The 21,690-nt window shown below is 65.3% G+C and carries 16 protein-coding genes; 15 read left to right on the forward strand and 1 reads right to left on the reverse strand.

Annotated elements, in window-relative coordinates:
• Positions 1-147 precede the first annotated feature (147 nt).
• Positions 148-873 (forward strand): SOS response-associated peptidase, encoded by a 726-nt coding sequence (locus tag BM013_RS00280; RefSeq protein ID WP_093121391.1) that lies wholly within the window; start codon positions 148-150, stop codon positions 871-873.
• A 277-nt stretch (positions 874-1,150) separates the two neighbouring features.
• Here the strand turns inward: BM013_RS00280 and BM013_RS00285 are convergent, their stop codons facing one another.
• Positions 1,151-2,119 (reverse strand): HNH endonuclease signature motif containing protein, encoded by a 969-nt coding sequence (locus BM013_RS00285; protein ID WP_143098218.1) that lies wholly within the window; start codon positions 2,117-2,119, stop codon positions 1,151-1,153.
• An 894-nt stretch (positions 2,120-3,013) separates the two neighbouring features.
• Here BM013_RS00285 and tssH point away from each other — a divergent pair.
• The 14 genes from tssH to BM013_RS00360 all read left to right on the forward strand — a co-directional run bounded on the left by tssH (position 3,014) and on the right by BM013_RS00360 (position 21,564).
• Positions 3,014-5,716 carry a type VI secretion system ATPase TssH gene (gene tssH, locus BM013_RS00295; RefSeq protein WP_093121400.1) on the forward strand — a complete coding sequence of 901 codons (2,703 nt, stop codon included), beginning with the start codon at positions 3,014-3,016 and terminating at the stop codon, positions 5,714-5,716.
• Between the two features lie 74 nt (positions 5,717-5,790).
• Positions 5,791-6,345 (forward strand): type VI secretion system contractile sheath small subunit, encoded by a 555-nt coding sequence (gene tssB, locus BM013_RS00300; protein ID WP_093121402.1) that lies wholly within the window; start codon positions 5,791-5,793, stop codon positions 6,343-6,345.
• A gap of 20 nt (positions 6,346-6,365) precedes the next feature.
• Positions 6,366-7,868 (forward strand): type VI secretion system contractile sheath large subunit, encoded by a 1,503-nt coding sequence (gene tssC, locus BM013_RS00305; protein ID WP_093121406.1) that lies wholly within the window; start codon positions 6,366-6,368, stop codon positions 7,866-7,868.
• Positions 7,869-8,009: 141 nt separating this feature from the next.
• Positions 8,010-8,495 carry an Hcp family type VI secretion system effector gene (locus BM013_RS00310; protein ID WP_093121407.1) on the forward strand — a complete coding sequence of 162 codons (486 nt, stop codon included), beginning with the start codon at positions 8,010-8,012 and terminating at the stop codon, positions 8,493-8,495.
• Positions 8,496-8,623: 128 nt separating this feature from the next.
• Entirely contained in the window at positions 8,624-9,172 is a 549-nt protein-coding gene (gene tssJ, locus BM013_RS00315) for a type VI secretion system lipoprotein TssJ (RefSeq protein ID WP_093121408.1), read from the forward strand.
• Positions 9,173-9,211: 39 nt separating this feature from the next.
• Positions 9,212-10,567, forward strand: coding sequence for a type VI secretion system baseplate subunit TssK (gene tssK / locus BM013_RS00320; protein ID WP_093121410.1), 1,356 nt, complete (start codon positions 9,212-9,214; stop codon positions 10,565-10,567).
• Between the two features lie 16 nt (positions 10,568-10,583).
• Positions 10,584-11,240, forward strand: a complete 657-nt coding sequence (locus tag BM013_RS00325) for a hypothetical protein (RefSeq protein ID WP_093121411.1) — start codon at positions 10,584-10,586, stop codon at positions 11,238-11,240.
• 53 nt (positions 11,241-11,293) lie between these two features.
• Positions 11,294-12,676, forward strand: coding sequence for a type VI secretion system protein TssL, long form (tssL, locus tag BM013_RS00330; RefSeq protein ID WP_093121413.1), 1,383 nt, complete (start codon positions 11,294-11,296; stop codon positions 12,674-12,676).
• Between the two features lie 21 nt (positions 12,677-12,697).
• Complete coding sequence (tssM, locus tag BM013_RS00335; RefSeq protein ID WP_093121414.1) at positions 12,698-16,750, forward strand: type VI secretion system membrane subunit TssM; 4,053 nt, start codon at positions 12,698-12,700, stop codon at positions 16,748-16,750.
• Positions 16,751-16,753: 3 nt separating this feature from the next.
• The gene (gene tagF, locus BM013_RS00340) at positions 16,754-17,533 is read left to right on the forward strand and encodes a type VI secretion system-associated protein TagF (RefSeq protein WP_093121416.1); all 780 of its coding nucleotides are present in this window, start codon (positions 16,754-16,756) and stop codon (positions 17,531-17,533) included.
• The gene (locus BM013_RS00345; protein WP_093121417.1) at positions 17,530-18,594 is read left to right on the forward strand and encodes a TagK domain-containing protein; all 1,065 of its coding nucleotides are present in this window, start codon (positions 17,530-17,532) and stop codon (positions 18,592-18,594) included. Before tagF ends, BM013_RS00345 begins: the two co-directional genes overlap by 4 nt.
• A gap of 119 nt (positions 18,595-18,713) precedes the next feature.
• Positions 18,714-19,847, forward strand: coding sequence for a type VI secretion system baseplate subunit TssG (gene tssG, locus BM013_RS00350; protein WP_371279625.1), 1,134 nt, complete (start codon positions 18,714-18,716; stop codon positions 19,845-19,847).
• Between the two features lie 20 nt (positions 19,848-19,867).
• Positions 19,868-20,962: a type VI secretion system protein TssA gene (locus BM013_RS00355; RefSeq protein ID WP_256221326.1), complete on the forward strand. Its 1,095-nt coding sequence runs from the start codon at positions 19,868-19,870 to the stop codon at positions 20,960-20,962.
• A complete protein-coding gene (locus BM013_RS00360; protein ID WP_093121419.1) occupies positions 20,962-21,564 on the forward strand; it encodes a hypothetical protein in 603 nt (200 codons plus the stop codon). Before BM013_RS00355 ends, BM013_RS00360 begins: the two co-directional genes overlap by 1 nt.
• Positions 21,565-21,690: the final 126 nt, after the last annotated feature.

The following is a 21,690-nucleotide window of genomic DNA, read 5'->3' on the forward strand; positions in this document are numbered from 1 at the left end:
CATGGATCACCTGCGCCAGATCGCCCTGACGGTGGACGAACAGGAGCCCGGTCACTTTTACTGGGTGCTGCATGGAGTCCTTCGAGGCCGGCGCCCGTGAGCTGCGACGGATGGTCAACTGGCGAGACGGCCTGAGAGGATGAACGCATGTGCACCCGCTACATCTCCCCCGAGGACCTCGAGATCGAGAACTTCTGGAAGATCGACCGCAAGACCAATGACCGCAAGGATTGGGAGAACCTGCTGAAGGTCTTCCCGCTGTCGCTGGCCAGCTTCATCCGGCGGGTGGACGAAGTGGATTTCGCGCGCGAGTTGGTGGTCGGGCAGTGGGGAATGATCCCGCCGTGGTCGGCGTCGCACATCCCCGAGACGAAGCCCAAGAAGGGCGAGGAAAAGGGCAAGCGGTTGAGCACCGTCAACGCCCGCACCGAGGGCATGGAGAAGTCGCCGACGTACAAGGACGCTTGGGCGCGCGGCAAGCGCTGCATCATTCCTGCGGCTAGCTACGACGAACCGAACTGGGAGACCGGCAAGAACGTGTGGTGGCGCTTCAAGCGCGCGGACGGCGCGCCCTGGGGCTTGGCCGGCCTGTGGAACACCTGGACTGATCTGCAGACGGGCGAGGTCTGGGACAGCTACACGATGCTCACCATGAATGCTGACGGGCACCCGCTGATGGGCCGGATGCACAAGCCCGAAGTCGACAAGGTCACAAAGCTGCCATTGCCGCTCGAACAGCAGGACAAGCGCTCCGTGATCCCGCTTGAAGCTCACGACTTCGACCGTTGGCTGACGTGCACGGTCGAGGAAGCGCGGACCATGCTGAAGGTGCCGCCGTTTGAACTCTTCGACGCGGGGCCAGTTGCAGGCTGAGGCTGCGGCAGCTCAGTCCTGCTCAGAATCGATGCTGATCCGGGCACGTTGGGCGTTTTGAACCACTCGATGAAGTGGTCTGCAGCCGTCTAAGCGACACGCTGGAAAGAGTCGGCCGTTAGACACTTCGCCATCCGTTAGACAACGGGCCCAGAAGCGAAAATGCGGACAACCACCTAAGTGACTGTCCGCATTACGATTTTTTGGTCGGGGCGAAAGGATTCGAACCTTCGACCCTCTGGTCCAAAACAGATGTGGCAACAGCTGTCTGAACAGCCTAAAGACGCTTCGAAATTTTGATTAAAGAAAACTGGCTGTAATGTTGGAGTGCAGCTACCGAAAAGTGGATGTCGCCGTCGTCTGAAATCGTCAGCTCTCCGGCGTCATATAGCGCATGGATATCCTTTCGCAACAAGATGCCGTCTTGCGCCTGGTTTTGGCCTAGACGCCAATCGCGCCCCTGTAGATGCGCGGCATCAAGCGCGCGCGGGATACTGCAACCACTCACCACGCATTTGCCATCGCAGGCAATGAAAACTCGATATCTGAATGCAGCTTGCTCGGGGCGCGCTTGGGCGCTTACGAACTGGGCAGCTTTTGCTTCTAGACTCTCGATGCCCGTGGTGGGTTCGACGAAGCGCGGTACGTCCGCCTGAGTCCAGTAGGCATAAAGTCGAGCTCGTTCGGCTGCGTCGTCTTCAATTTCGAATTCCTTTGCGAAGCCTGTCGAACACCGCTGCGACGTCGTCCCGACGATCAGTGCGGTGAGGATAGGCTCGCCCCAGTTGTCGGCTTGATGCCCCAGGTAGTCCATCGCGTGGCGAAGGCTGAAACGATCGATGCCAAACGCGCTCATCATCTGACCATAGGTCACGGTTGCCTCAACACGAGCAACTTCTATCAGCCACTGGCGCATAGGGCCGAGCTTTTCCTTATACGCGGCTCCAACAACGGCCTTTCGGGGGCGGCGTTTTGACTTTTGAAGTAGTGCAACGAGGCGCGGTTTCATATTTGCGCCGACGTTTTCAGCAGGCTTCAGCCCGGGAATCCAATATTGATTGAGTTCTTTCAATACGGCCGAAATGTTTTGCATCCGGTAATCGAAGGCCCCTGGTGATCTGCCAAATTGGGCGGCTAGCTCGCGGTAGATTTTTTTCTTGTTGTAGGGTTTGCGAGCTACTTCCATTCGAGCCATCGCTTGGTACGCGTCCACAGCGGCAGCCAGTTCTTCATCATTCCAGTCCACGCGATGCTCCGTAGTTAAAAGCCGAGCCGCTTGCGATCCTTGCGATAAAACTTTACAGCGGCCAAGATAGACATACCAAGTACTGCCCATGCCGCCTTTTCGTACCTGTGAAGCAGTTTGTCGCGAATCACTTCAGCGAGCGGTCCCGGGATACTTTTGAGCTCGAAATGAGAGCTTGCGTACGCGCCTCCAATCATGAGCCCCGCGAAGAAAAATAAGCCGACGAGCAGAATGATCTGCGTTCGCCTAGAGAGCGCTAAGACGTAAAAAAATTCATAAAGCACTTGCGGTTTCCTCTCTGCTGTCGCTGCCTGGTCCAGGACTGCCGCGGTGTCCGAGCTGTTCAGTCCTCGGAATCATCGCCGCCCGGCCGACAGATCGAATGTTACTTTTTTTGTGACAAAGAACCAGCATGACTGAAAAATGGGGCCATGAAAAGGGCCATGGGCTTTCTTCGTTGGGGCGCTGGGTGTTTCGTACTGGAGGTTTCAGGAGGTTTTAAAAGTGATGATCGACAACATGTAATTGCTTTCGCCTTTGCTGGTGTCCAAAGACACCAAGCCCCCGAGCCCTTGAGCTTCCTGGAAGGAATTCAAGGGCTTTTTATTTGCCCGGAGATTTGCTCTGGCGAGAAAGAACTAATACTTTAGAGATATGTCGAGCTGCCCAAAATAGACAAACTGCACAGATCAATGGCCTGCTTTTACCAGGTAACTATTGGCTGAAATTGTGCTTGGCGTGCCCCAGGGGAAGCCGTCCAGAATCGCGCCCATTCCAGAAAGCATGGGAGGGCAAAGTGAACAAGAAGCAGGCGAAAAGAAGTGAAGTGGCCTCGGGCTCGGCTTGCAAGCCCATCGGGTCGGCAGCGTCGCTCCACGTGCGCGGATTCGCCCAATGACGATCGCGCGCCGGGCCTTGTTCGGCAAGCTCAACCTCACGCTGTTTCGCGGCATCGAGTCCGCGACCGCCTTCGCCCGGCTTCGAGGCAACCCGCATGTCGAGCTGACGCACTGGATCCATCAACTCTGGCAACTCAACGACAGTGACCTGCATCGCATCTGCCGTCACTACAAGATCGATGCGCAGGCGGTGGAGAGGGACATGGCGTACGCCTTGTCGGCGCTGCCCGCAGGTGCAACATCGCTGGTCGACTTTTCGCACCACATCGAGACCGCCATCGAACGCGCCTGGGTGTTGGCCAGCCTCGAATTCGGCGACCGCTGCATCCGCGGCGCGTGGTTGATCGCCGCGCTGTTGCAGACGCCAGAATTGCGTCGCACGCTGCTTGGCATCTCTGCGGCGTTTCAACGCATTCCCGTCGACGGCTTGGTCGAGGCGGCGACCGGCATTGTCGCTGGCTCCCTTGAAGATGGAGACGGCCCCCACGACGGTTCAGGCCTCCCGTCCGCAGTGCCGGGCGAAGCGAGCGGAGCCCTCCCGGGCTCGCCGGATGGCAAGTCGGCACTGGCGCGTTACTGCACCGACCTGACCGAGCGCGCTCGGGCCGGACAGATTGATCCAGTCATCGGTCGTGTGCATGAAATCCGCACGATGGTCGACATCCTCTTGCGTCGTCGACAGAACAACCCGCTGTTGACCGGTGAGGCTGGCGTAGGGAAGACCGCGGTGGTGGAAGGATTGGCCCTGGCCATCGCCGGCGGCGAAGTGCCTCCCGCGCTGCGCGATGCGCGTCTCCTGAGCCTCGACGTCGGTGCGCTGCTGGCTGGTGCAAGCATGCGGGGTGAGTTCGAGTCGCGCTTGAAGTCGTTGCTCGACGAAGCGGGCAAGTCTGTGCAGCCGGTGATCCTCTTCATCGACGAGGTCCACACCTTGATCGGCGCCGGTGGCCAGGCCGGTACCGGCGATGCGGCCAACCTGCTCAAGCCGGCGTTGGCACGCGGCACGCTGCGCACGGTGGGCGCCACCACCTGGAGCGAGTACAAGCGCCACATCGAGAAGGACCCCGCGCTGACCCGGCGCTTCCAGACGCTGCAGGTGGCCGAACCCGAAGAGGCTGCCGCCATCGAGATGGTGCGCGGACTCGTCGCCACCTTTGCCGCTCACCATGGCGTCACTGTCCTCGACGAGGCCGTGCGCGCGGCGGTCACGCTCTCACATCGCTACATCCCCGCGCGGCAACTGCCGGACAAGGCGATCAGCCTGCTCGACACCGCATGCGCGCGCGTGGCGATGTCGCTGCACACGCCGCCAGCGGTGGTCGAACGGTTGCGCGCGCAGATCGCGGCCCTGCGAATCGAACTCGACTTGTTGGCACGGGAGCGTCTGGTGGCGCAAGGCAGCGAGGTCCGCTCGGGCGCTGTCGAAGCGGCCAAGGCCAAGCTGTCGGCCGCCGTCGACGAACTGGTCCTGCAGGAGGCGAGGTGGCACGACGAGCTGGCTTCCGTTCAAGAGATTCATGCATTGCGAAGGGGTGAGGGAGGCCGCGAAGAAGAGGCGGGCTGCGCCGGGAGCAAGCCGCTCCCGGCGCAGCTGATCGCCCTCGAGCACGAGCTGCTCTCGCGCCAACAGGATGCTTCCTTGGTATTTGCGCAAGTCGACGAGTCCGTGGTTGCCGCCATCGTGGCCGACTGGACCGGTATTCCCGTCGGCCGCATGGTCAAGGACGAAGTGGCGGCAGTCTTCGGTCTTCAAGGCCGGCTCGATCAGCGAGTGATCGGCCAGGGCCATGCACTTGCCGCCATTGCAGAGCGCGTACAGATCGCGCGTGCCCGGCTTTCCGATCCGAACAAGCCGGTGGGCGTGTTCCTGCTCGCAGGCCCCTCCGGCGTGGGAAAGACAGAAACGGCGCTCGCCCTCGCGGAAGCCATGTATGGCGGAGAGCAGAACCTCATCACCATCAACATGAGCGAGTTCCAGGAGGCGCACACCGTGTCGACCCTGAAGGGGTCGCCGCCGGGCTATGTCGGGTTCGGTGAAGGCGGCGTCTTGACCGAAGCCGTGCGGCGCAGGCCGTACAGCGTGATCCTTCTCGACGAGGTCGAGAAAGCGCACCCTGACGTGCACGAGATCTTCTATCAAGTGTTCGACAAGGGCTGGATGGAAGACGGCGAGGGGCGGCACATCGATTTCAGGAACACCACGATCCTGCTGACGAGCAACACCGGCGCCGAGCGCATTGCGAGTCTCTGCGAAGGTGTCTCGCCGTTGCCTGGCGTCGAGCTCTTGCGCGACGAGCTGCAGCCGATCTTGCGCACCGTCTTTCCGGCCGCCTTCCTGGGGCGTCTGTCGGTCGTGCCCTATCTGCCTCTGGGCGCCGAGGCGTTGGGCGACATCGTCTCGCTGCACCTGGAGCGCGTCGTCGATCGCATGAACGAGCAGCACGGTATCGAGCTCGTGTACACGCCCGCGGTCGTGCATGAAGTCATCGAGCGCTGCGGCACCCATGAAACCGGCGCCCGCCGGCTGATCGGCTTCATCGAGCAGAAGCTGCTGCCACTTCTTTCCAGGGAGTGGCTCGACGCGCTGCATCGGCGGCGAACCATCGTCCGGATGTCCGTCGACATCGAAGCTCGCCATGGCCCTGGCCACGATTTGCAAGGAGGGGGCGCCATCGTCTGCCACACCGAGTACGCCTGATTTTTCCGGTGCGTCGCGCTCGGTCCAGCGCCCGCGTCCATTTCTCGTTCCGTCTTTTTCAGCAGGGAGTTTTCATGGCCAACAACAACAGCAGTCAGAAGTTCATCGCCCGCAACCGGGCACCGCGCGTGCAGATCGAGTACGACGTGGAAATCTACGGTTCCGAGAAGAAGATCGAGCTGCCCTTCGTCATGGGGGTGCTGACCGATCTTTCCGGCAAGCCTGTCGAAGCGCTGCCGCCGGTCACAGAGCGCAAGTTCCTGGAGATCGACATCGACAATTTCGACGAACGCATGAAGGCCATCCAGCCTCGCGTGGCGTTCGCGGTGCCCAACACGCTCACAGGTGAAGGCCAGCTCATGGTCGACATCACCTTCGAGAGCATCGAAGACTTCTCGCCGGCTGCCGTGGCGCGCAAGGTCGAGCCGCTCAGCCGGTTGCTCGAGGCACGCACCCAGCTCGCCAATCTCCAGACCTACATGGACGGCAAGGCGGGCGCCGAAGGTCTCGTCAACAAGCTTTTGCAGGATCCGGCGCTCATGAAGTCGCTGGCGCAGGCGCCCAAGCCTCGCGCACCGGCGAGCAACGACGAGTCGACTGCCGAATCGACTGCCGAATCGGCGTCCTGAACTTCACGGACGGAAACCCCATGAGCATCACCATCGAACCCGTGCGCCACGCACCCGAGACGGCGCAGTACGCCGACCCTTCCGATTTCGCGTCCTTGCTCGACCGCGAGTTCAAGCCCAAGACCGAAGAGGCACGCGACGCCGTCGAGGCCGCCGTGCGCACGTTGGCCGAACAGGCGCTCGTCAACACGGCGACGATGACGGACGACGCGTACAGCAGCATCGAAGCCATCATTGCCGAGATCGATCGCAAGCTGTCCGAGCAGATCAACCTCGTGCTGCACAAGGACGACTTCCAGAAGGTCGAGTCGGCCTGGCGCGGCTTGCATCACCTGGTCTACAACACCGAGACAGACGAGAAGCTCAAGATCCGTTTCATGGACGTGTCGAAAGACGAAGTCCGCCGCACGTTGCGCCGCCACAAGGGCATCGCGTGGGACCAGAGTCCCATCTTCAAGCGCATCTACGAGGAGGAATACGGCCAGCTCGGCGGCGAGCCCTACGGCTGCCTCGTGGCCGACTACTACTTCGACCACACGCCGCCCGACGTCGAGTTGCTCGGTGCCCTCGCGCGCATTTCCGCGGCGTCGCATGCGCCCTTCATCGCGGGCTCTGCCCCGTCGCTGCTGGGCATGGAATCGTGGCAGGAGCTGGCGAATCCCCGTGACCTCGCCAAGATCACCTCGAACCTCGAACACGCGCCCTGGAACTCCCTGCGCAACACGGAAGATTCGCGCTATGTCGGCCTCGCGATGCCGCGCTTTCTCTCGCGCTTGCCCTACGGGGCGAAGACCAATCCGGTCGACGAGTTCGACTTCGAGGAAGAAACCGAAGGCGCCGACCATCGCAACTACGTGTGGAGCAACGCGGCCTATGCCATGGCCGTCAACATCAACCGCAGCTTCAAGCTCTATGGCTGGTGCACCATGATCCGCGGCGTGGAGTCGGGCGGCACCGTCGAGAACCTGCCTTGCCATACCTTTCCCACGGACGACGGCGGCTTCGACATGAAGTGCCCGACCGAAATCGCCATCTCCGACCGCCGCGAAGCCGAGCTTGCCAAGGCCGGGCTGATCCCGCTGGTGCACCGCAAGAACACCGACCACGCTGCTTTCATCGGCGCGCAGTCGGTACAGAAGCCGCAGGAGTACATGGACCCCGACGCAACGGCCAATGCCAACCTGTCGGCCCGGCTGCCTTACCTGTTTGCCAGCACGCGTTTCGCGCATTACCTCAAGTGCATCGTGCGCGACAAGATCGGCTCGTTCAAGGAGCGCGAGGACATGCAGCGCTGGCTCAACGAATGGATCATGCATTACGTCGATGCCGATCCCGCCAACTCGTCGCAGGAGACCAAGGCCCGCAGGCCGCTCGCCGCGGCGGAGGTCGTGGTCGAAGACGTCGAGGGCAACCCCGGCTACTACAGCGCCAAGTTCTTCCTGCGGCCGCACTTCCAGCTCGAAGGCCTGACCGTCTCGCTGCGGCTCGTGGCCAAGCTGCCGTCGCTCAAGGAGGCGGCCTGATCGCGCAGCCAGATCGCGTTGCGGCCAAGCGTTCGATGAAGTGGCGCGCAGACGCCGCCCTCCAAACAGTTCAGGGCGCCGCCAAGAGCGCTTGAACCTCCGTCACTGTCACATCACACATCACAAGCTCAGGGAGTTTTCATGGCGCAAGACATTTTTCTGAAGATCAACGGCATCGAAGGCGAGTCGCAGGACGCCGACCACAAGAACGAGATCGAGGTGCTGGCCTTCAACTGGAAGGCCTTCCAGGAGTCCACCATGCACGCCGGCTCTGGCGGTGGCGCCGGCAAGGCCACCGTGGAAGACCTGGAATTCGACCACTACGTGGACCGGTCGAGCCCGAATCTCATGAAGTACTGCCTGACCGGCAAGCATGTGCAGGAAGCGAAGCTCACCGTTCGCAAGGCCGGCGGCAATCCGCTCGAGTACCTCAAGTTCACGTTCAGCGACGTGATCATCACCGCCATCCAGCCCTTCGGTTCGAACGCCGACGAGATGCGCGTCAAGGAGCGCGTGCGCCTTTCGTTCTCGAAGATCAAGCAGGAATACGCCGTGCAGAACGCGCAAGGCGGCAGCGGCGGTGCCGTGACCGCCGGCTACGACATCAAGGGCAACAAGGAGTCCTGAGCCGTTCGCTCGGTCCCTGGCTCTTTCCAGGGGTTTCCGGCTTCGGGGCACGCGGTGTGTCTTGACCTATCGCGCGCTCCGAAGCCGGGTTTTTCGGCGAACAGCCTCGACTCCTTCATCTGCCCACCATGGTCCTCAATGTGTCCGGCCTCCGCTGGCTTCTCGTCGCACGCCTGTTCATTGCCACCGCGCCCATGGCAGCCGTGCTGGGCGTCGCATCGCCCGCGCACGCGCAGTTCTCCTATCCCCGGGAACAGACCAGGCTGGAGATCACCCTCGCGGCGGACGCCGGCGTCAATCCGGACGACAAGGGCAGGGCGTCGCCGATCCTCGTGCGCGTGTACGAACTGAAGTCCGAAGGCACCTTCGAGCAGGCCGACTACTTCTCGCTGAATGCCAACGACAAGGCCGTGATCGCGGCGGACCTGCTCGTCCGCGACGAATTCATCCTGCGTCCCGGTGATGCCAAGACGCTCAAGCGCAAGTCGCATCCCGACATCGGCGCCATTGGCGTCATCGCAGGCTATCGCGACCTGGCGCAAGCCGATTGGCGCGCGGTGCTGAAGATCGATCCCGCGCCCGAGGCGGCCTGGTATCGATCGGTCGTGCCGGCCAACAAGGTCCGGCTGCAGGTCGACCTGCAGCCCAAGGGCATCCAGCTCACCCCCATCCAATGAGCCCGCCTGGCTCGCAGCACAACATCAACGATCGATCTCATGAGCTGGTACAACAAAGTCGCCTGGAGCGAGGGGCTCTTCCTGCGTCCGCAGCTGTTTCAACAGCAGGAGCGCTACCTCGAGCACATGGCGCACAAGCGGGCTGCGTCGCTGGGTCCCTTCTACTGGGGGTTCACGCACTACGGCATCGATGCGGAGTCGCTGTCGCTCGGCAAGCTCGTGCTTGGCAGCGCGGCCGGCATCTTCTCCGACGGCACGCCGTTCGACGCGCCGGGACAGACCCCGCCACCTGCGCCGCTCACCATCCTGCCCGAGCATCTCGAGCAGATCATCTATCTCGCCGTGCCCATTCGCACGCCGAACGGCGAGGAAACCTCCTTCGACGACCCGGCCAAGTCCACCGCATCGTTGGCGCGGTTCTCGGTGTTCGACACCGAACTGCGGGACGCCAACTCCGTCGGTCAGGGGCCCAAGACAGTGCAGCTCTCGCGGCTGCGTGTGCGGCTGCTGCCGCAACGCGAGTTGACCGATGCATGGATCGGGCTGCCGCTCGCCAAGGTCACGGTCCTGCGCTCAGACGGCAGCATCGCGATCGATCCGAACCTCATTCCGCCCGTCGCCGGCTATGGCGCGAGCCCGTTGTTGGCGGACTGGCTCACGAACCTCCATGGCCTGTGCCGGCTGCGGGCACAGTCGCTGGCGGCCCGGCTCAGCGGCAACGACGGCAAGTCGAGTGAAGCGGCGGAGGTGTCCGACTTCCTGCTGCTCCAGATACTCAACCGCTACGAACCGTTGTTCGAGCATTGGCTGCGGGTGCGCGAGACCTCGCCCGAATCCATCTACACCGCGCTGCGGACCCTGAGCGGAGAGCTTGCCACCTTCGTGCGCGCAAGCACGCGCCGCCCCCGGGCGCATCCGGCCTACCAGCACATCGACCCTTACCTGTCCTTCAGGGAACTGATGGGTGACGTCCAGGCCTTGCTCAACGACGTGCTGGTGCGCAGCGCGCAGAGCATTCCGCTGGCCGACCGCGCCAACGGCGTTCGCGTCGCGAGTGTCGACCCGTCGGAGCTGCAGGGCTTCTCGAGCCTGGTGTTCGCGGTGGCGGCGCACACACCGCCCGACCAATTGGCCAGCCAGTTTCCGGCGTGCTGCAAGGTCGGCCCCAGTGACCGCCTCGCCGAACTCATCCGCTCGCACCTGCCGGGCATCCCGCTGCAGGCACTGCCGGTGCCGCCTCGACAGATCCCGTTCAACGCGGGCTTCGTCTATTTTCAGATCGACCCGCGAGGCCCGCTGTGGGAGCACATGGCCAGGCATGGCGGCCTGGCGCTTCACGTGGCGGGAGAGTTTCCGGGCTTGCGCCTGGAGCTCTGGGGCGTTCGAGAGAAGTGACACGCCGGAGCAACCCATGACCACGCCCATCACCAGTCTCCAGAAGGAATACATCCGCCTGCTCGACAGCAGCGCGGCGGCCATGACCATCGCCGGCGCCGACATGACGCCGGGCGCCTTCGTGGGCGTGGTCTGGCGCAACCTCACATTCACCGGCTGCGACTTCGCGGGCGACGGCAATGTTAGGTTGGCGTCGATGACCGACTGCACTTTCGTCGACTGCCAGTTCCTGGCGCCGAACCACGACTTCGGTGTGATGCAAAAGGTGAGCTTCAGCCAGTGCCGATCGGTCGGCCGGTCGGTCTTCTGCGGCCGCGACGGAAGCAGCGGCGTGGTGTTCGACGGCTGCACCTTCTCGGGCGGCGGATCTGCTCCCGCGGAGTTCGAAGGCATCGGCTGCACGGGCGAGGTGGTGTTTCGCAACTGCACCGGGAGCGGCGACGTGCTCGTGGCCGGCACGCGGCTCACGATGGAGAGCTGCCAGTTCGACAACATGACCTTCGCCATCGGCCGCCAGCGCAGCCGGGGCGCGCCGCTCGCCGCAACGGTGGTCATCGACCACTCGCAAGGCACGGGGGTGTGGCGGATGGTCGACGGCCGCATGAAGACCAGCCATATCCGCAACAGCAGCTTCGAACAGATCGTCAACGACGGTTCCGAGTGCGAGGCCTGACCGGCCCCGCTTCCTTTCATCCTGACTGGCCCCCTCATTTTTTCCGACGCGCCATGCCCTACAAAGAAGAACCAGACGACGCATTCGAAGGCGCTGGCAGGCGTGAGCCGCACGGCGATCCGCTGGACGGCACGGCCGTGGTCCGCAGCTTGGCCGAAGGCCCGGCGCTCGCCCCCGAGGCCGCAACGCAAGATCGTCTTGCCGCAGTCGTGGCCGCGCAGAACCCCTTGCTGGAGGCCGCGCAGCCCCTGTTGCGCGCGCTGGCCGACATGCCGGCGACGCTCGGTGAGGAAGGGCTGACGGCCATCCATCGGCTACTGGAGCGCGAGGTGGCGAGCTTCCAGTCGATCTGCAGCAGCGCGCACCTCAGGCATGAACATGCCGTCGCCGCGAGCTACTCGCTGTGCACGGCGTTGGACGAAGCGGCCAACAGCACAGAGTGGGGCGGAGGCAAGGCCGGCGAGGCCGGTGTCTGGGCCGGCCAGCAATTGGCCGCGAAGTTTCATGGCGACACCAAGGGGGGCGACAAGTTCTTCCTGCTCGTCGGGCGCCTGGCCGCGAGCCCGCAGGAGCACATCGACCTGCTCGAACTGATGTACCAGATCCTCGGACTTGGCTTCGAAGGACGTTTCAGCACCGCTGCCAACGGGCGCCGCCAACTGGAGACGGTGCGTCACCGGCTCTTCAACCTGCTGGGAACCGCGCGTGGCGATGTGCCACAAGACCTTTCCCCGCATTGGAAGGGCGTCGGCGCGGGCAGGTTTCGCTTGCTGCGCAGCGTACCGGTATGGGTGAGTGCATCGCTGCTCACGTTGATCCTCTTCGGCCTCTTTGCCTGGTACAAGTACCAGCTTCTTCACCTCAGCGCCGACGTGGAAGAGCGCATCGCGGCCATCGGCCGGATGCGGCCACCGCCGGCGCCGCCAGCACCGCCGATCAAGCTGCTGCGGCTGAAGGAGCTGCTGGCGCCCGAGATTGCGCACGGCACCGTCAGCGTGGACGAAGACGACCGTCGCAGCGCGGTCACCTTCAAGGGCGACGACATGTTCGTGCCGGGCCAGGCGCGGATGAACGCGAAGATCCTGCCGGTCCTGGCCAAGGTGGCCGATGAGATCAACCAGGTCTCGGGTTCCGTGCAGGTCACCGGTCACTCGGACAACCGGCCCATCAAGACCCGCGAGTTTCCCGACAACCAGGTGCTGAGCGAGAAGCGCGCTGCCGCGGTGGCCGCCGTGCTGCAGGGCCGAGGCGTGGTGGCCTCGCGCATCCGCACCGAGGGCCGCGGCGACACGGCGCCGATTGCCGACAGCGCGACGGCCAGCGGACGCGCGAAGAACCGCCGGGTCGACATCGTCGTCACGCAGGGCGACGACCGCAGCCATCCGGTCGTGCGGCCGGTACCGCCGCCGGCACCGCGCGTGGCTGTGGTGCGCTAAGGGCAGCCAAGGAAGCTTTTCATGCAATACCTCAAACAGTTCCTGGCATTTCTCTTCTCCCGGCAGATGCTCGCCTTTGCCGCCATGGCGCTGCTGGCGCTGGCGATCTGGTTCATCGGACCGTTGCTTGCCATCGACGGGCTGCGCCCGCTGGCCGCGGTCGGGGTGCGGGTCATCTTCATCGTCCTGCTGCTGGTGCTCGGCATCCTCTGGCTGGTCTCGGGGCCGTACAGCCTGGTGGGCATTGCCGCACTTTGCCTGCTGGTGTGGCACGCCGGGCCGCTGCTGGCCGTCGGCGCGGCCAAGCCGCTGGCGCCGGCCTGGTTGCGCGCTGCCTTCATCGCGGCCATCCTGCTGGCCTGCGTGCTCTACTGGCTCTACAGGTTGTGGCAGGCCCTGCGCAACAACGAAGACCTGCTCGCCAGGTTCCTGAACTTCGGCCGCGACACCGGCGAGGACGATACGGCCAAGGAGGAGATCAAGACGGTCACCGCGGCCGTCAACCGCGCCCTGGCGCAGCTCAAGGGCTTGCGCGGCGCTGGCGGATTGCGCCGCGTGTTCGAGGGCAAACGCTATCTGTACGAGTTGCCCTGGTACATGATCCTGGGCAGCCCGGGCGCCGGCAAGACCACGGCCTTGCTCAACGCCGGGCTGCAGTTTCCATTGGCGCGCCAGATGGGCCATGCCTCCAGGCGCATGGTGTTCAAGTCGGAAGGTGGCACGCTGCACAGCGACTGGTGGTTCACCAACGAAGCCGTGCTGATCGACACCGCCGGCCGCTACACCACGCAGGAAAGCAATCCCGTGACCGACCCGGTCGAGTGGCGCGGCTTTCTGGGCCTGCTGCGCAAGCACCGCACCCGCGCGCCGCTCAACGGTGTGATCGTGGCGCTCAATGCGGCCGAACTGCTGACCATGACGGCCATGGAGCGCGCCGAACATGCGGGCATGGTGCGCGACCGGCTGGCCGACATGCGCGAGGAACTGGGCATCCGTTTCCCCGTGTACGTGGTTGTCACCAAGATGGACCTGCTGCGCGGATTCAGCGAGTACTTCCAGTCGCTCACCAGCGAAGGGCGCACGCAGGCCTGGGGCTTCACCTTGCCGTTCCATGGCATGAAGAGCTCCCGTGCCGCCGTGGAACGGCGCGAAGCATTGCGCGCGCAGATGCAGGCAGAGCTCGCGTTGCTCAAGGAGCGGCTCGCGGCCGGATTGCGCACGCGCCTGAACGAAGAGTTCGACGTCGAGCGCCGCAAGCGGCTGTTCGCCCTGCCGCAGGAACTGGCGGGGCTGGCGGGTCCGCTGGTCCCGATGCTCGACGAGATCTTCCTGGCGTCACGCTTCGACCGGACGCAACTGCACGACACCTTGCGCGGCGTCTATTTCACCAGTGGTGCGCAGGCCGACACGGACTTGCCGGCCGACCCCGGCACCTTGTTCCAGCGGCTGCAGCGCAGCCTCGGTGTGCTGCCCCGAAGGGCAGCCGGCTCGGCGCCGACGCGTGGGCAGCAAGGCTTCTTTCTGCAGGACGTGCTGACCAGGGTGATCATTCCCGAGGCGCACCTGGTGCGCCCGAACCTGCGCTGGGAGTTCCGCTTCCGGCTGCTGCGGCTGGCGGGGCATGCGCTGTTCGTGGTGCTTTTTCTCTGGCTTGCCAGCGCATTGGCACTCAGCTTCGGCAACAACCGCCATTACCTGGACACCGTGGGCCAGCGCGCGCAAGTGCTTGCCGGCCAGGTGCGCACGCTGTTCGCCAACTTCAACCCCGCGAGCGTTCCCGACGTGCTCAACGGGGCCCGCGAGCTGCCGGGCTATGCCGGCCTCGATCTCGACAACCCGCCCGGCAGTTTTCTCTATGGTCTGTACACAGCACCCCCGATCCTGGGCGCGACCGGCGAGGCCTATGCGCGGTTGCAGGACCACATGCTGCTGCCGACCATCCTCAAGCGTTTGGAAGCCGTGCTGGCGCAGAGTGTGAAGGACGGCGACGCCAAGACCGCCTACGAGACCCTGCGCGTCTACAAGCTGCTGCACGACCGAGAGCGCTACATGAAGGGCGGCGCGCGCGACGTGCGCAACTGGGTGCTCAAGGACTGGGAGAACGCGGACAGCGCCGCGGCCTTCGGCGGCCGCGCCTCCATGATCGATCACGTGGCGGCGCTCTTTTCCGGCGAGCGACCGGTGCAGTCGGGCTCGTTGCCCAACGAAGCGCTGGTGCGCTCGGTGCAGGACTTCCTCAACGGCAATACCTCGACCCAGCGCGTCTACGAAAGGGCCAAGGCCGCCATGCTGCCCGAGGCGCCGCAGGAATTCACGCTGGTGCGGGCGGTCGGGCCGCAGGCCGGCACGGTGTTCTCGCGGGCCGGCGGCCTGCCGCTCGAGAAAGGCGTGCCCGGGCTTTTCACCTACGACGGCTACCACGACGTCTTCAACAGGCGCCTGCCGGAGTTCGTGGGCCGGGCGCTGGACGACGATGCCTGGGTCATGGGGCGCGGCGGCATCGTCGCCGGCGTCGCGGGAGGCCAAGCGAAGGCCGCGCAATGGGTGGACGAGGCCGCCCGCAAGCTGCAGAACGATCCTTTGCTCGAGGACATCCGCCGGCAGTATCTGGCGGAGTACGCGCGACACTGGGAAGCTTTCCTCGAATCGATTCGCACCGTCAGCGGCAGCGACCCCACCGCGAGCAACAGCACGACCGGAACCAACAGCACCAGTCTCGGCTTCGACCTGAATGTGCTGCGGCAATTCGCCGCGCCCGATTCGCCGTTGGCACGGTTGGCGCGCGCGGCCGCACACGAGACCACGCTGTCTCGCCCGTTGGCCGTTCGTGCGCAGGAGGACAAGGGCTTTCTCGACAAGGCCACGGACGAGCTCAACAAGCAGACCAACGCCCTCGGCAGGAATCTCGGCATTCGCGCGGAGGAGCGGCTCGAGAAACAGATCGTCGACAACCGCTTCGCGGCGTTGCGCGAAGTCGTGACCGGCCAACCGGACATCGGTGCGGCAAGCACCGGCGCCGCAGGGGCCAAGGCGGGTCTCGAATCGATCTCCGGCCTGGTCAACGAGTTCTATACCTTGCTGGTCGTCGCCGACACGGCACTCGCGGCCGGCAGCCTGCCGCCCGGCGGGACAGAAGTCGGCGCGCGCCTGAAGCTGGAGGCCGGGAAACTCCCGGCGCCTTTTCGCGAGGTGCTGAGCGCACTGGCCACCAGCGGCAGCGACAAGGTCGTGCAGGGTTCGGCGGGCATCCTGCGCAACCAGGCGCAACTGCAACTCGACCGCATCATGGGCCTGATGGCGATGCAGGTCAGCGAGCCTTGCAAGCGGGGCGTGGAGGGGCGCTATCCGCTGGTGGCGGTGGCGCAGGACGCGTCCATCGAGGACTTCACCCAGGTGTTCGCGGTCGGCGGCGCTGCCGACGAGTTTTTCAACAAGTACCTCGCCGCATACGTCGACACCAGCGTGCGCCCATGGCGCTACAAGGATCCGAACACCGCGAACGCCATGGTCGGCGCAGAGGGCGCGGCCCTCGGCGTGGCGCCGGCGCCCGCCACCACGGGCCCGACACTGCTCGGCGAGCTGCTCCAGCTGCTGGCCCGCAGCGGTCCGAACCTCGACGCCTTCTATCGGGCGCAGCAGATCCGCGATCTCTTCTTTCGCGACGCGGGCGGCAAGAAGTTCGCCTGGAAGATGGAGGTGCGCGTGCTCGAACTCGAACCCGGCATCACGGACCTGGTTCTCGACATCGACGGGCAGGGCCAACGCTACGTGCACGGCCCGGTGCAGCCTTTGTCCGTGAACTGGCCGGGACCGCGGGGTGGCTCGATGGCGGAGATCACCGCGAATCCGCGCATCTCGGGAGCGACCTCGACCATCCTGACGAACGGGCCGTGGGCGCTTTTTCGCCTGCTCGAAAAAGGGCGCATCGTGAACACCGCGACGCCGGGCCGCCTGAGCGTCGAGTACGCCTTCGACGGCCGCAAGGCACTGATCGACATCAATTCCGGAAGCCAGCCCAATCCGCTCAACAGCGACGTGCTCAAGGGCTTCCGTTGTCCCGGCAGGGCGGCCTGAGCCATGTGGCCCCGATGGATCGATGGCTGGCGCATCACGGCACCTGCCATCTGGGGGAAGCTGCCGGATCACGCAGACTTCGTGCGCAGCGGCGTGCGCCATGGCGAGCTGGAAGCATGGGCGGGCTGGCTCGACGAGCAAAGCCACAGCGCAGGCGTCGATGCCAGCGCCAAGGCGGTGGCCTTGCCCGCCGCTTTCGTCCTGCCACCCGGGACGCTTGCGTTTGCGCGTCGGCGCTTCGTGCTGGGTGTGATCGCGCCGTCGATCGACCGCGTGGGGCGCCATCACCCCTTGGTGGTGTACCAGAAGGCCCAGCCGCGTTGGGTGCTGCGGCATTTCGAAGCGCAGCTTCGGCAGCCGTGCGACTGGCAGTTCTGGCTGGCTCGCGCGGTAGCCCGCCATACGCAGGTGGAAGGCCGCGCCAATCTTGCAGCGATGGAAGGTACGGTGAAGGCGTTGTGGCGCGCGCAGGCCGGGGTGTTGGGCGCACGGCGGAGCGACGACGCCGAGGCGGAACAGGTGCAACAGGCCCGACAGGCCCGACAGGCTCAACAGGTGCAGCAGGCCCATCGCGCCGTCTGTTTGCTCGATCACTGGGCCGGCCCGTCGCTGCAGGACGACCTCGGTGCGCGACTCCATGGGGTTCGTTACCTGCCGTGGTCCGACTGGCCGCAGCGTTTGAGCGACGCGCGCGCCGAGAGTGCGTTCTGGCAGCAGGATGCGCAAGGGCGTTTTGTCGGCGCAGCCAACTGCTTGCAGAAATTGTGGGGTGGCATGCCATGAGCACCATGAACAGACCTGGGGCGTCCACCGGCTCCGGCGAGATCCCGCCCTTGCGTCTTCGCCTGACGCATCGCGCGGGTGATGCCCGCAGCGGTGCATTGCGCATTCCCGCGGCCGGCGCCGGCATGGCCGACGCCCTCGAACTTTGCGGCGAACGCCAAAGCGACGCCCAGTGGCGCCTGGCGAACATGTGCCGCGTCGCCTGGAACATCGAAGCCGGGCGTTGGCAACTGCTGAACGGCAGCTTCACATTGACGTGCGTGGTCAACGGCGAACGCGTTCCCGGGGGCGGGTCGGTTCCCATCGCCGAGGGTGACTCACTGGAACTCGGCCTGCTGCGTTTCGTGGTGGAGCGGGGGGAGGGCGAAGCCTCCGAGGATCCGACGCCCGTGGCGTCCGGCAGCAAGGGGCCGATCGCACAGGAGCCATCGGCTTTCGACCTGCGCGAGCTGGCCGCTCACGCCGAAGACGGTGCCGGCATGGCAATGCACCCGAGTCCTTTCGGGATGCTGGGCGTCTCGGGCGCGGGGGGGCGTTCAACGCAAGACGTCCTTTCGGCATTGATGGACTCGTCAGCGCAAACTACACCGCATGCCGCACCTGTTCTTTCTCCAGAAGCACCGCTGCCCAGATCCGACGAACCGCTGACCTTGCTCGACGAGCTCCATGACGAGTTCGTCCGGGTGGTGCGCGACCCCGGTCAGCTTGCCGGACGCACCGACTGGGAGGGCCTCCTGGCGACGGGCGGCGAGCCGGCCCCCTCGCTGGACGACCTCCAGAGGCAGGCGGAGCCTTACGCCTTGCTGCGCGACATCCTGCTGCCGCGTGAAGGCATCGATCGCATCATCGAAGAGTTCGAGCCACTGGCGCACTCCGGCCTGCTCGATGCAGCGGAACCCGAGGACGTGCTGAGCTTGTTCGCTCCTGAACTGGCCCGCGACGCAAAGGTCCCGTTGCCTGGCCTCACGCGGCGCGAGCATCACGCGCTGTCGCCGGACAGCCACGTTCGCATCGGCTCGACGCGCACAGATGCCGGTCTCGATGAGGGCACACCCCATTGAAGCGCGATGCTGTCCCGCAGCCGCAGCCGCAGCCGCAGCCGCAGCCGCAGCCGATGCCGATGCCGATGCCGATGCCGATGCCGATGCCGATGCCGATGCCGATGCCGATGCCGATGCCGATGCCGATGCCGATGCTTGAGCGGCTACGCCGAACGCCATGGAAGTTCGGCTTCTTCGCCTTGCTGCGCCGGCTTGGCGCGCAGCATGCACAGGAGCCACCGATAGGGCTGGCGAGCCGTCCCCAGCAAGAGTCTTTTCGCCTGGGGCAGGCGGCCGCGCTGACCTTTGCGCCGCGCGAAATCGCCGAAGCCGTGCTGCCGGGCGAAGGGGGCGCGCAAGTGCCCGGCGCCGCGAATCCCCGCTCGGGGAACAACCCGAGGCTCCCCGTCGTGCGCGTCTACGGTCTCGGCATGCTCGGACCGAACGGCCCGTTGCCGCTGCACTACACCGAGATGGTGCGCGAGCGCAGCGAGAACCACAACGACACGACGCTCGCGGATTTCCTGGACCTGTTCCATCACCGCTACCTGACGCACATTTACCGGGCGTGGGCGCAGAGCCAGGCCGCCGCGGGGCTCGATCGTATGAACGACGAGGTCTTCAGCGGCTATGTCGCCCGCTTGACGGGGCACGACCCGCTGGAGATCCGCGATTCGGTGCTCCCCGCCCATGCGCGCCTTGCGGCATCGACGCACCTGGGCCGGGAGGCCCGCAACCCCGATGGGCTGGCCGCCACGCTCGCGCGATTTTTCGCGGTGCCGGTGCAGTTGCACGAGTTCGTCCTCCACTGGATCCGCATCGATTCGGACGACCGCAGCCATCTGGGCCAGGCGCGGGCCTCCAGCGTCATGGGCGTGGGCGCGATCGCCGGGGAGGTCGTGGCCGACCGGCAGAACAAGTTCCGGCTGGTGCTCGGGCCGCTTAGCCTCGACCAGTACCTGGGCTTCACGCCGCAGGGGCGCGACCTGCCTTTGCTCGTCGAGTGGGTGCGCGGCTTCGTGGGACACGAGTTCGTCTGGGAAGTCGAACTGCGCGTGCGCAACGACAGCACGCCGCCCGCGCGGCTGGAAGACACCGAGAAGCTGGGCTGGTCGACCTGGCTCGGCGGGGCCGAAGGCGCAGGGCCAGCCAGCGGGGCCGATCCGGCCGGCAAAGGCGCCGCGCAAGCCGGCGGCTACACCGTCGGGATGGTCTTCGAACCCGAGCAGTACGTCGGGTCCCGCTGTCGCGACGCCGCGCCCGCGGCAGTTTGAGTTTTTTCGTTCGCATCACCATGACCCACGCCGTCCCTTCCAACGCCTCGCCCATTTCCCGTTTGCGCATGCCGCACGACGCCGTGCCGGACTGGCTGCATCCCATCAGCGCCGACACGCCCTGCGGTCCGAGTCTCGAATACGACGCCGAGTACGCCGTGCTGCTGTCGCGCATGCTGCCGCGCGGGGTTGCCCAGTACGGCGACTTCGTCGGCACGCCGGAGGCGCCGAACTGGGCGGAGATCGAGCGCGACTGCCGGCGCCTGCTGTTGCGGACCTGGGACATCAACCTGCTGATCTGGCTCTGCAGGGCCCGCACGCGGCTTGCCCAGGCCGCGGGGCTTGCGCAATCGCTGGTCGCGCTGGCCGAAGTCTTGCAGACCTGGCCCGATGCCATTCACCCGCAAATGGTCGTGGAAGGCGAGCGCGATCCGGCCGTTCGTGCCAATGCCCTCGCGGCGCTGGCCGACCCGGACGGGCTCTTGGGCGACGTACGCGACATCGTGGTCGCAGCGAACGCCGCCCGCCACCTGACCGTTCGCGAGGTGGAACGCGCCGGGGCCGTGCCTCGGCCGCTCGATGCTCCCAGTCCCGATTCGATGGCGCAACAACTGGACGAACTGCGGCTGGCTTCCGATGCCTCGGCCCCGGTGCGGCAACTCGCCGAGGCGTCGCGTGCCGCACGACGGATTGCCGTGTGGTCCGCCGCCCACCTGGGCCAGGACGCGCCTTCGCTGAAGCCGTTGGTGGTTTTATTGCAACTTTTCGATCCGGTCGAACGAGCAGTGAGCGAGAGGGTCGGCGAACCGGCCCATCCGCTCGAGAGCTTCGGTGCCCCTGCGATGCCGATCACACCCGCGACGTCCGATGGCGCTGGCGTGCGCGTCGCGTGGCGGGAAGATGTGCGCGACAGCCTCCGGGTCGCGCGCGAATGGCTTGAAATCTACGAGCCCAGCAGCCCGGTCGCGGTCCTGCTCAAGCAAGCCGAACGCATGATCGGCCGGCGTTTCTGCGAGGTGGCCGACGCGATTCCGCTCGATCTGCTGCGCAAATGGGAGGGTGAACGGGACGGCGAACGGGACCCCAAAAGGGATGCCGAAGGGGAGGTCGCTTGATGCACGGCATGTCGCTCGGCTTGCCGATCGTCTGCTTCCTCGTCGGCGCGCTGGGCGCTGTTCTGGGGGCGTGGGTCTACACGCGCAGGGCGACCGCGCAGCTGGAGGCCCTGCGGTGGACGCTCGAGTTGGCCCGCGAGAAGGCCGAGCGCGACACGCAACTGGCCTCGCTGTGCGTGCCGCAATGGGTGCAGCAAGCCGTCCGGCTGGAGTTCGAACGTCTGGGAAAGCTGCAGGCGGCGCACTGGAGCGAGCAGGCGCGCGAACAGCAACGATGGCAGGCCGGGCAGGACACGCTGCGTCGCGAGGAGTGGCAGGCCTTGCGGGGCAACGCAGGCGGCCCGGTGCCGCTGGTGGTGGCACCGCCGGCGCCGGTGGCGCGGCCGCAAAGAATGCTGGTTGCGTTGCCGACCACCGAGCAGGTGCGTCGATTCGAAACACCAAAAGCCGCGCCGCCGGCGTCCACGGTTGCTCCGGAAGCTCCCGAGCGCGAACTCAGCGACGCGGAAATCGACGCATTGCCGCCCGATTTACCGGCGCCGGCACGTCCGCCAGGAAAAAAATTGCCGGCGCCCAAGGCGCGGGTGCTGCGCAATATATGAAAGACCGGCCTCGCGCCGGTTTTTTTATGTGCAATTTCTGTTGTCGGCAACGACGCAAGGCCCTTGATTTGTCGAATACGCGCCACCAAGTCCTCTGGCGTCGGCACGCCGCTTGCACGCTCTATA

This window comes from Variovorax sp. OK605, from assembly GCF_900115445.1.
In the GTDB taxonomy this organism is placed as follows: Bacteria; Pseudomonadota; Gammaproteobacteria; order Burkholderiales; family Burkholderiaceae_C; genus Variovorax.

Bases quoted from the DNA above. Each gene is read 5' to 3' on its own strand.
- BM013_RS00280 (WP_093121391.1), top strand. From the start codon at position 148: ATGTGCACCCGCTACATCTCCCCCGAGGACCTCGAGATCGAGAACTTC.
- tssH (WP_093121400.1), top strand. From the start codon at position 3,014: ATGACGATCGCGCGCCGGGCCTTGTTCGGCAAGCTCAACCTCACGCTG.
- tssB (WP_093121402.1), top strand. From the start codon at position 5,791: ATGGCCAACAACAACAGCAGTCAGAAGTTCATCGCCCGCAACCGGGCA.
- tssC (WP_093121406.1), top strand. From the start codon at position 6,366: ATGAGCATCACCATCGAACCCGTGCGCCACGCACCCGAGACGGCGCAG.
- BM013_RS00310 (WP_093121407.1), top strand. From the start codon at position 8,010: ATGGCGCAAGACATTTTTCTGAAGATCAACGGCATCGAAGGCGAGTCG.
- tssJ (WP_093121408.1), top strand. From the start codon at position 8,624: ATGGTCCTCAATGTGTCCGGCCTCCGCTGGCTTCTCGTCGCACGCCTG.
- tssK (WP_093121410.1), top strand. From the start codon at position 9,212: ATGAGCTGGTACAACAAAGTCGCCTGGAGCGAGGGGCTCTTCCTGCGT.
- BM013_RS00325 (WP_093121411.1), top strand. From the start codon at position 10,584: ATGACCACGCCCATCACCAGTCTCCAGAAGGAATACATCCGCCTGCTC.
- tssL (WP_093121413.1), top strand. From the start codon at position 11,294: ATGCCCTACAAAGAAGAACCAGACGACGCATTCGAAGGCGCTGGCAGG.
- tssM (WP_093121414.1), top strand. From the start codon at position 12,698: ATGCAATACCTCAAACAGTTCCTGGCATTTCTCTTCTCCCGGCAGATG.
- tagF (WP_093121416.1), top strand. From the start codon at position 16,754: ATGTGGCCCCGATGGATCGATGGCTGGCGCATCACGGCACCTGCCATC.
- BM013_RS00345 (WP_093121417.1), top strand. From the start codon at position 17,530: ATGAGCACCATGAACAGACCTGGGGCGTCCACCGGCTCCGGCGAGATC.
- tssG (WP_371279625.1), top strand. From the start codon at position 18,714: ATGCCGATGCCGATGCTTGAGCGGCTACGCCGAACGCCATGGAAGTTC.
- BM013_RS00355 (WP_256221326.1), top strand. From the start codon at position 19,868: ATGACCCACGCCGTCCCTTCCAACGCCTCGCCCATTTCCCGTTTGCGC.
- BM013_RS00360 (WP_093121419.1), top strand. From the start codon at position 20,962: ATGCACGGCATGTCGCTCGGCTTGCCGATCGTCTGCTTCCTCGTCGGC.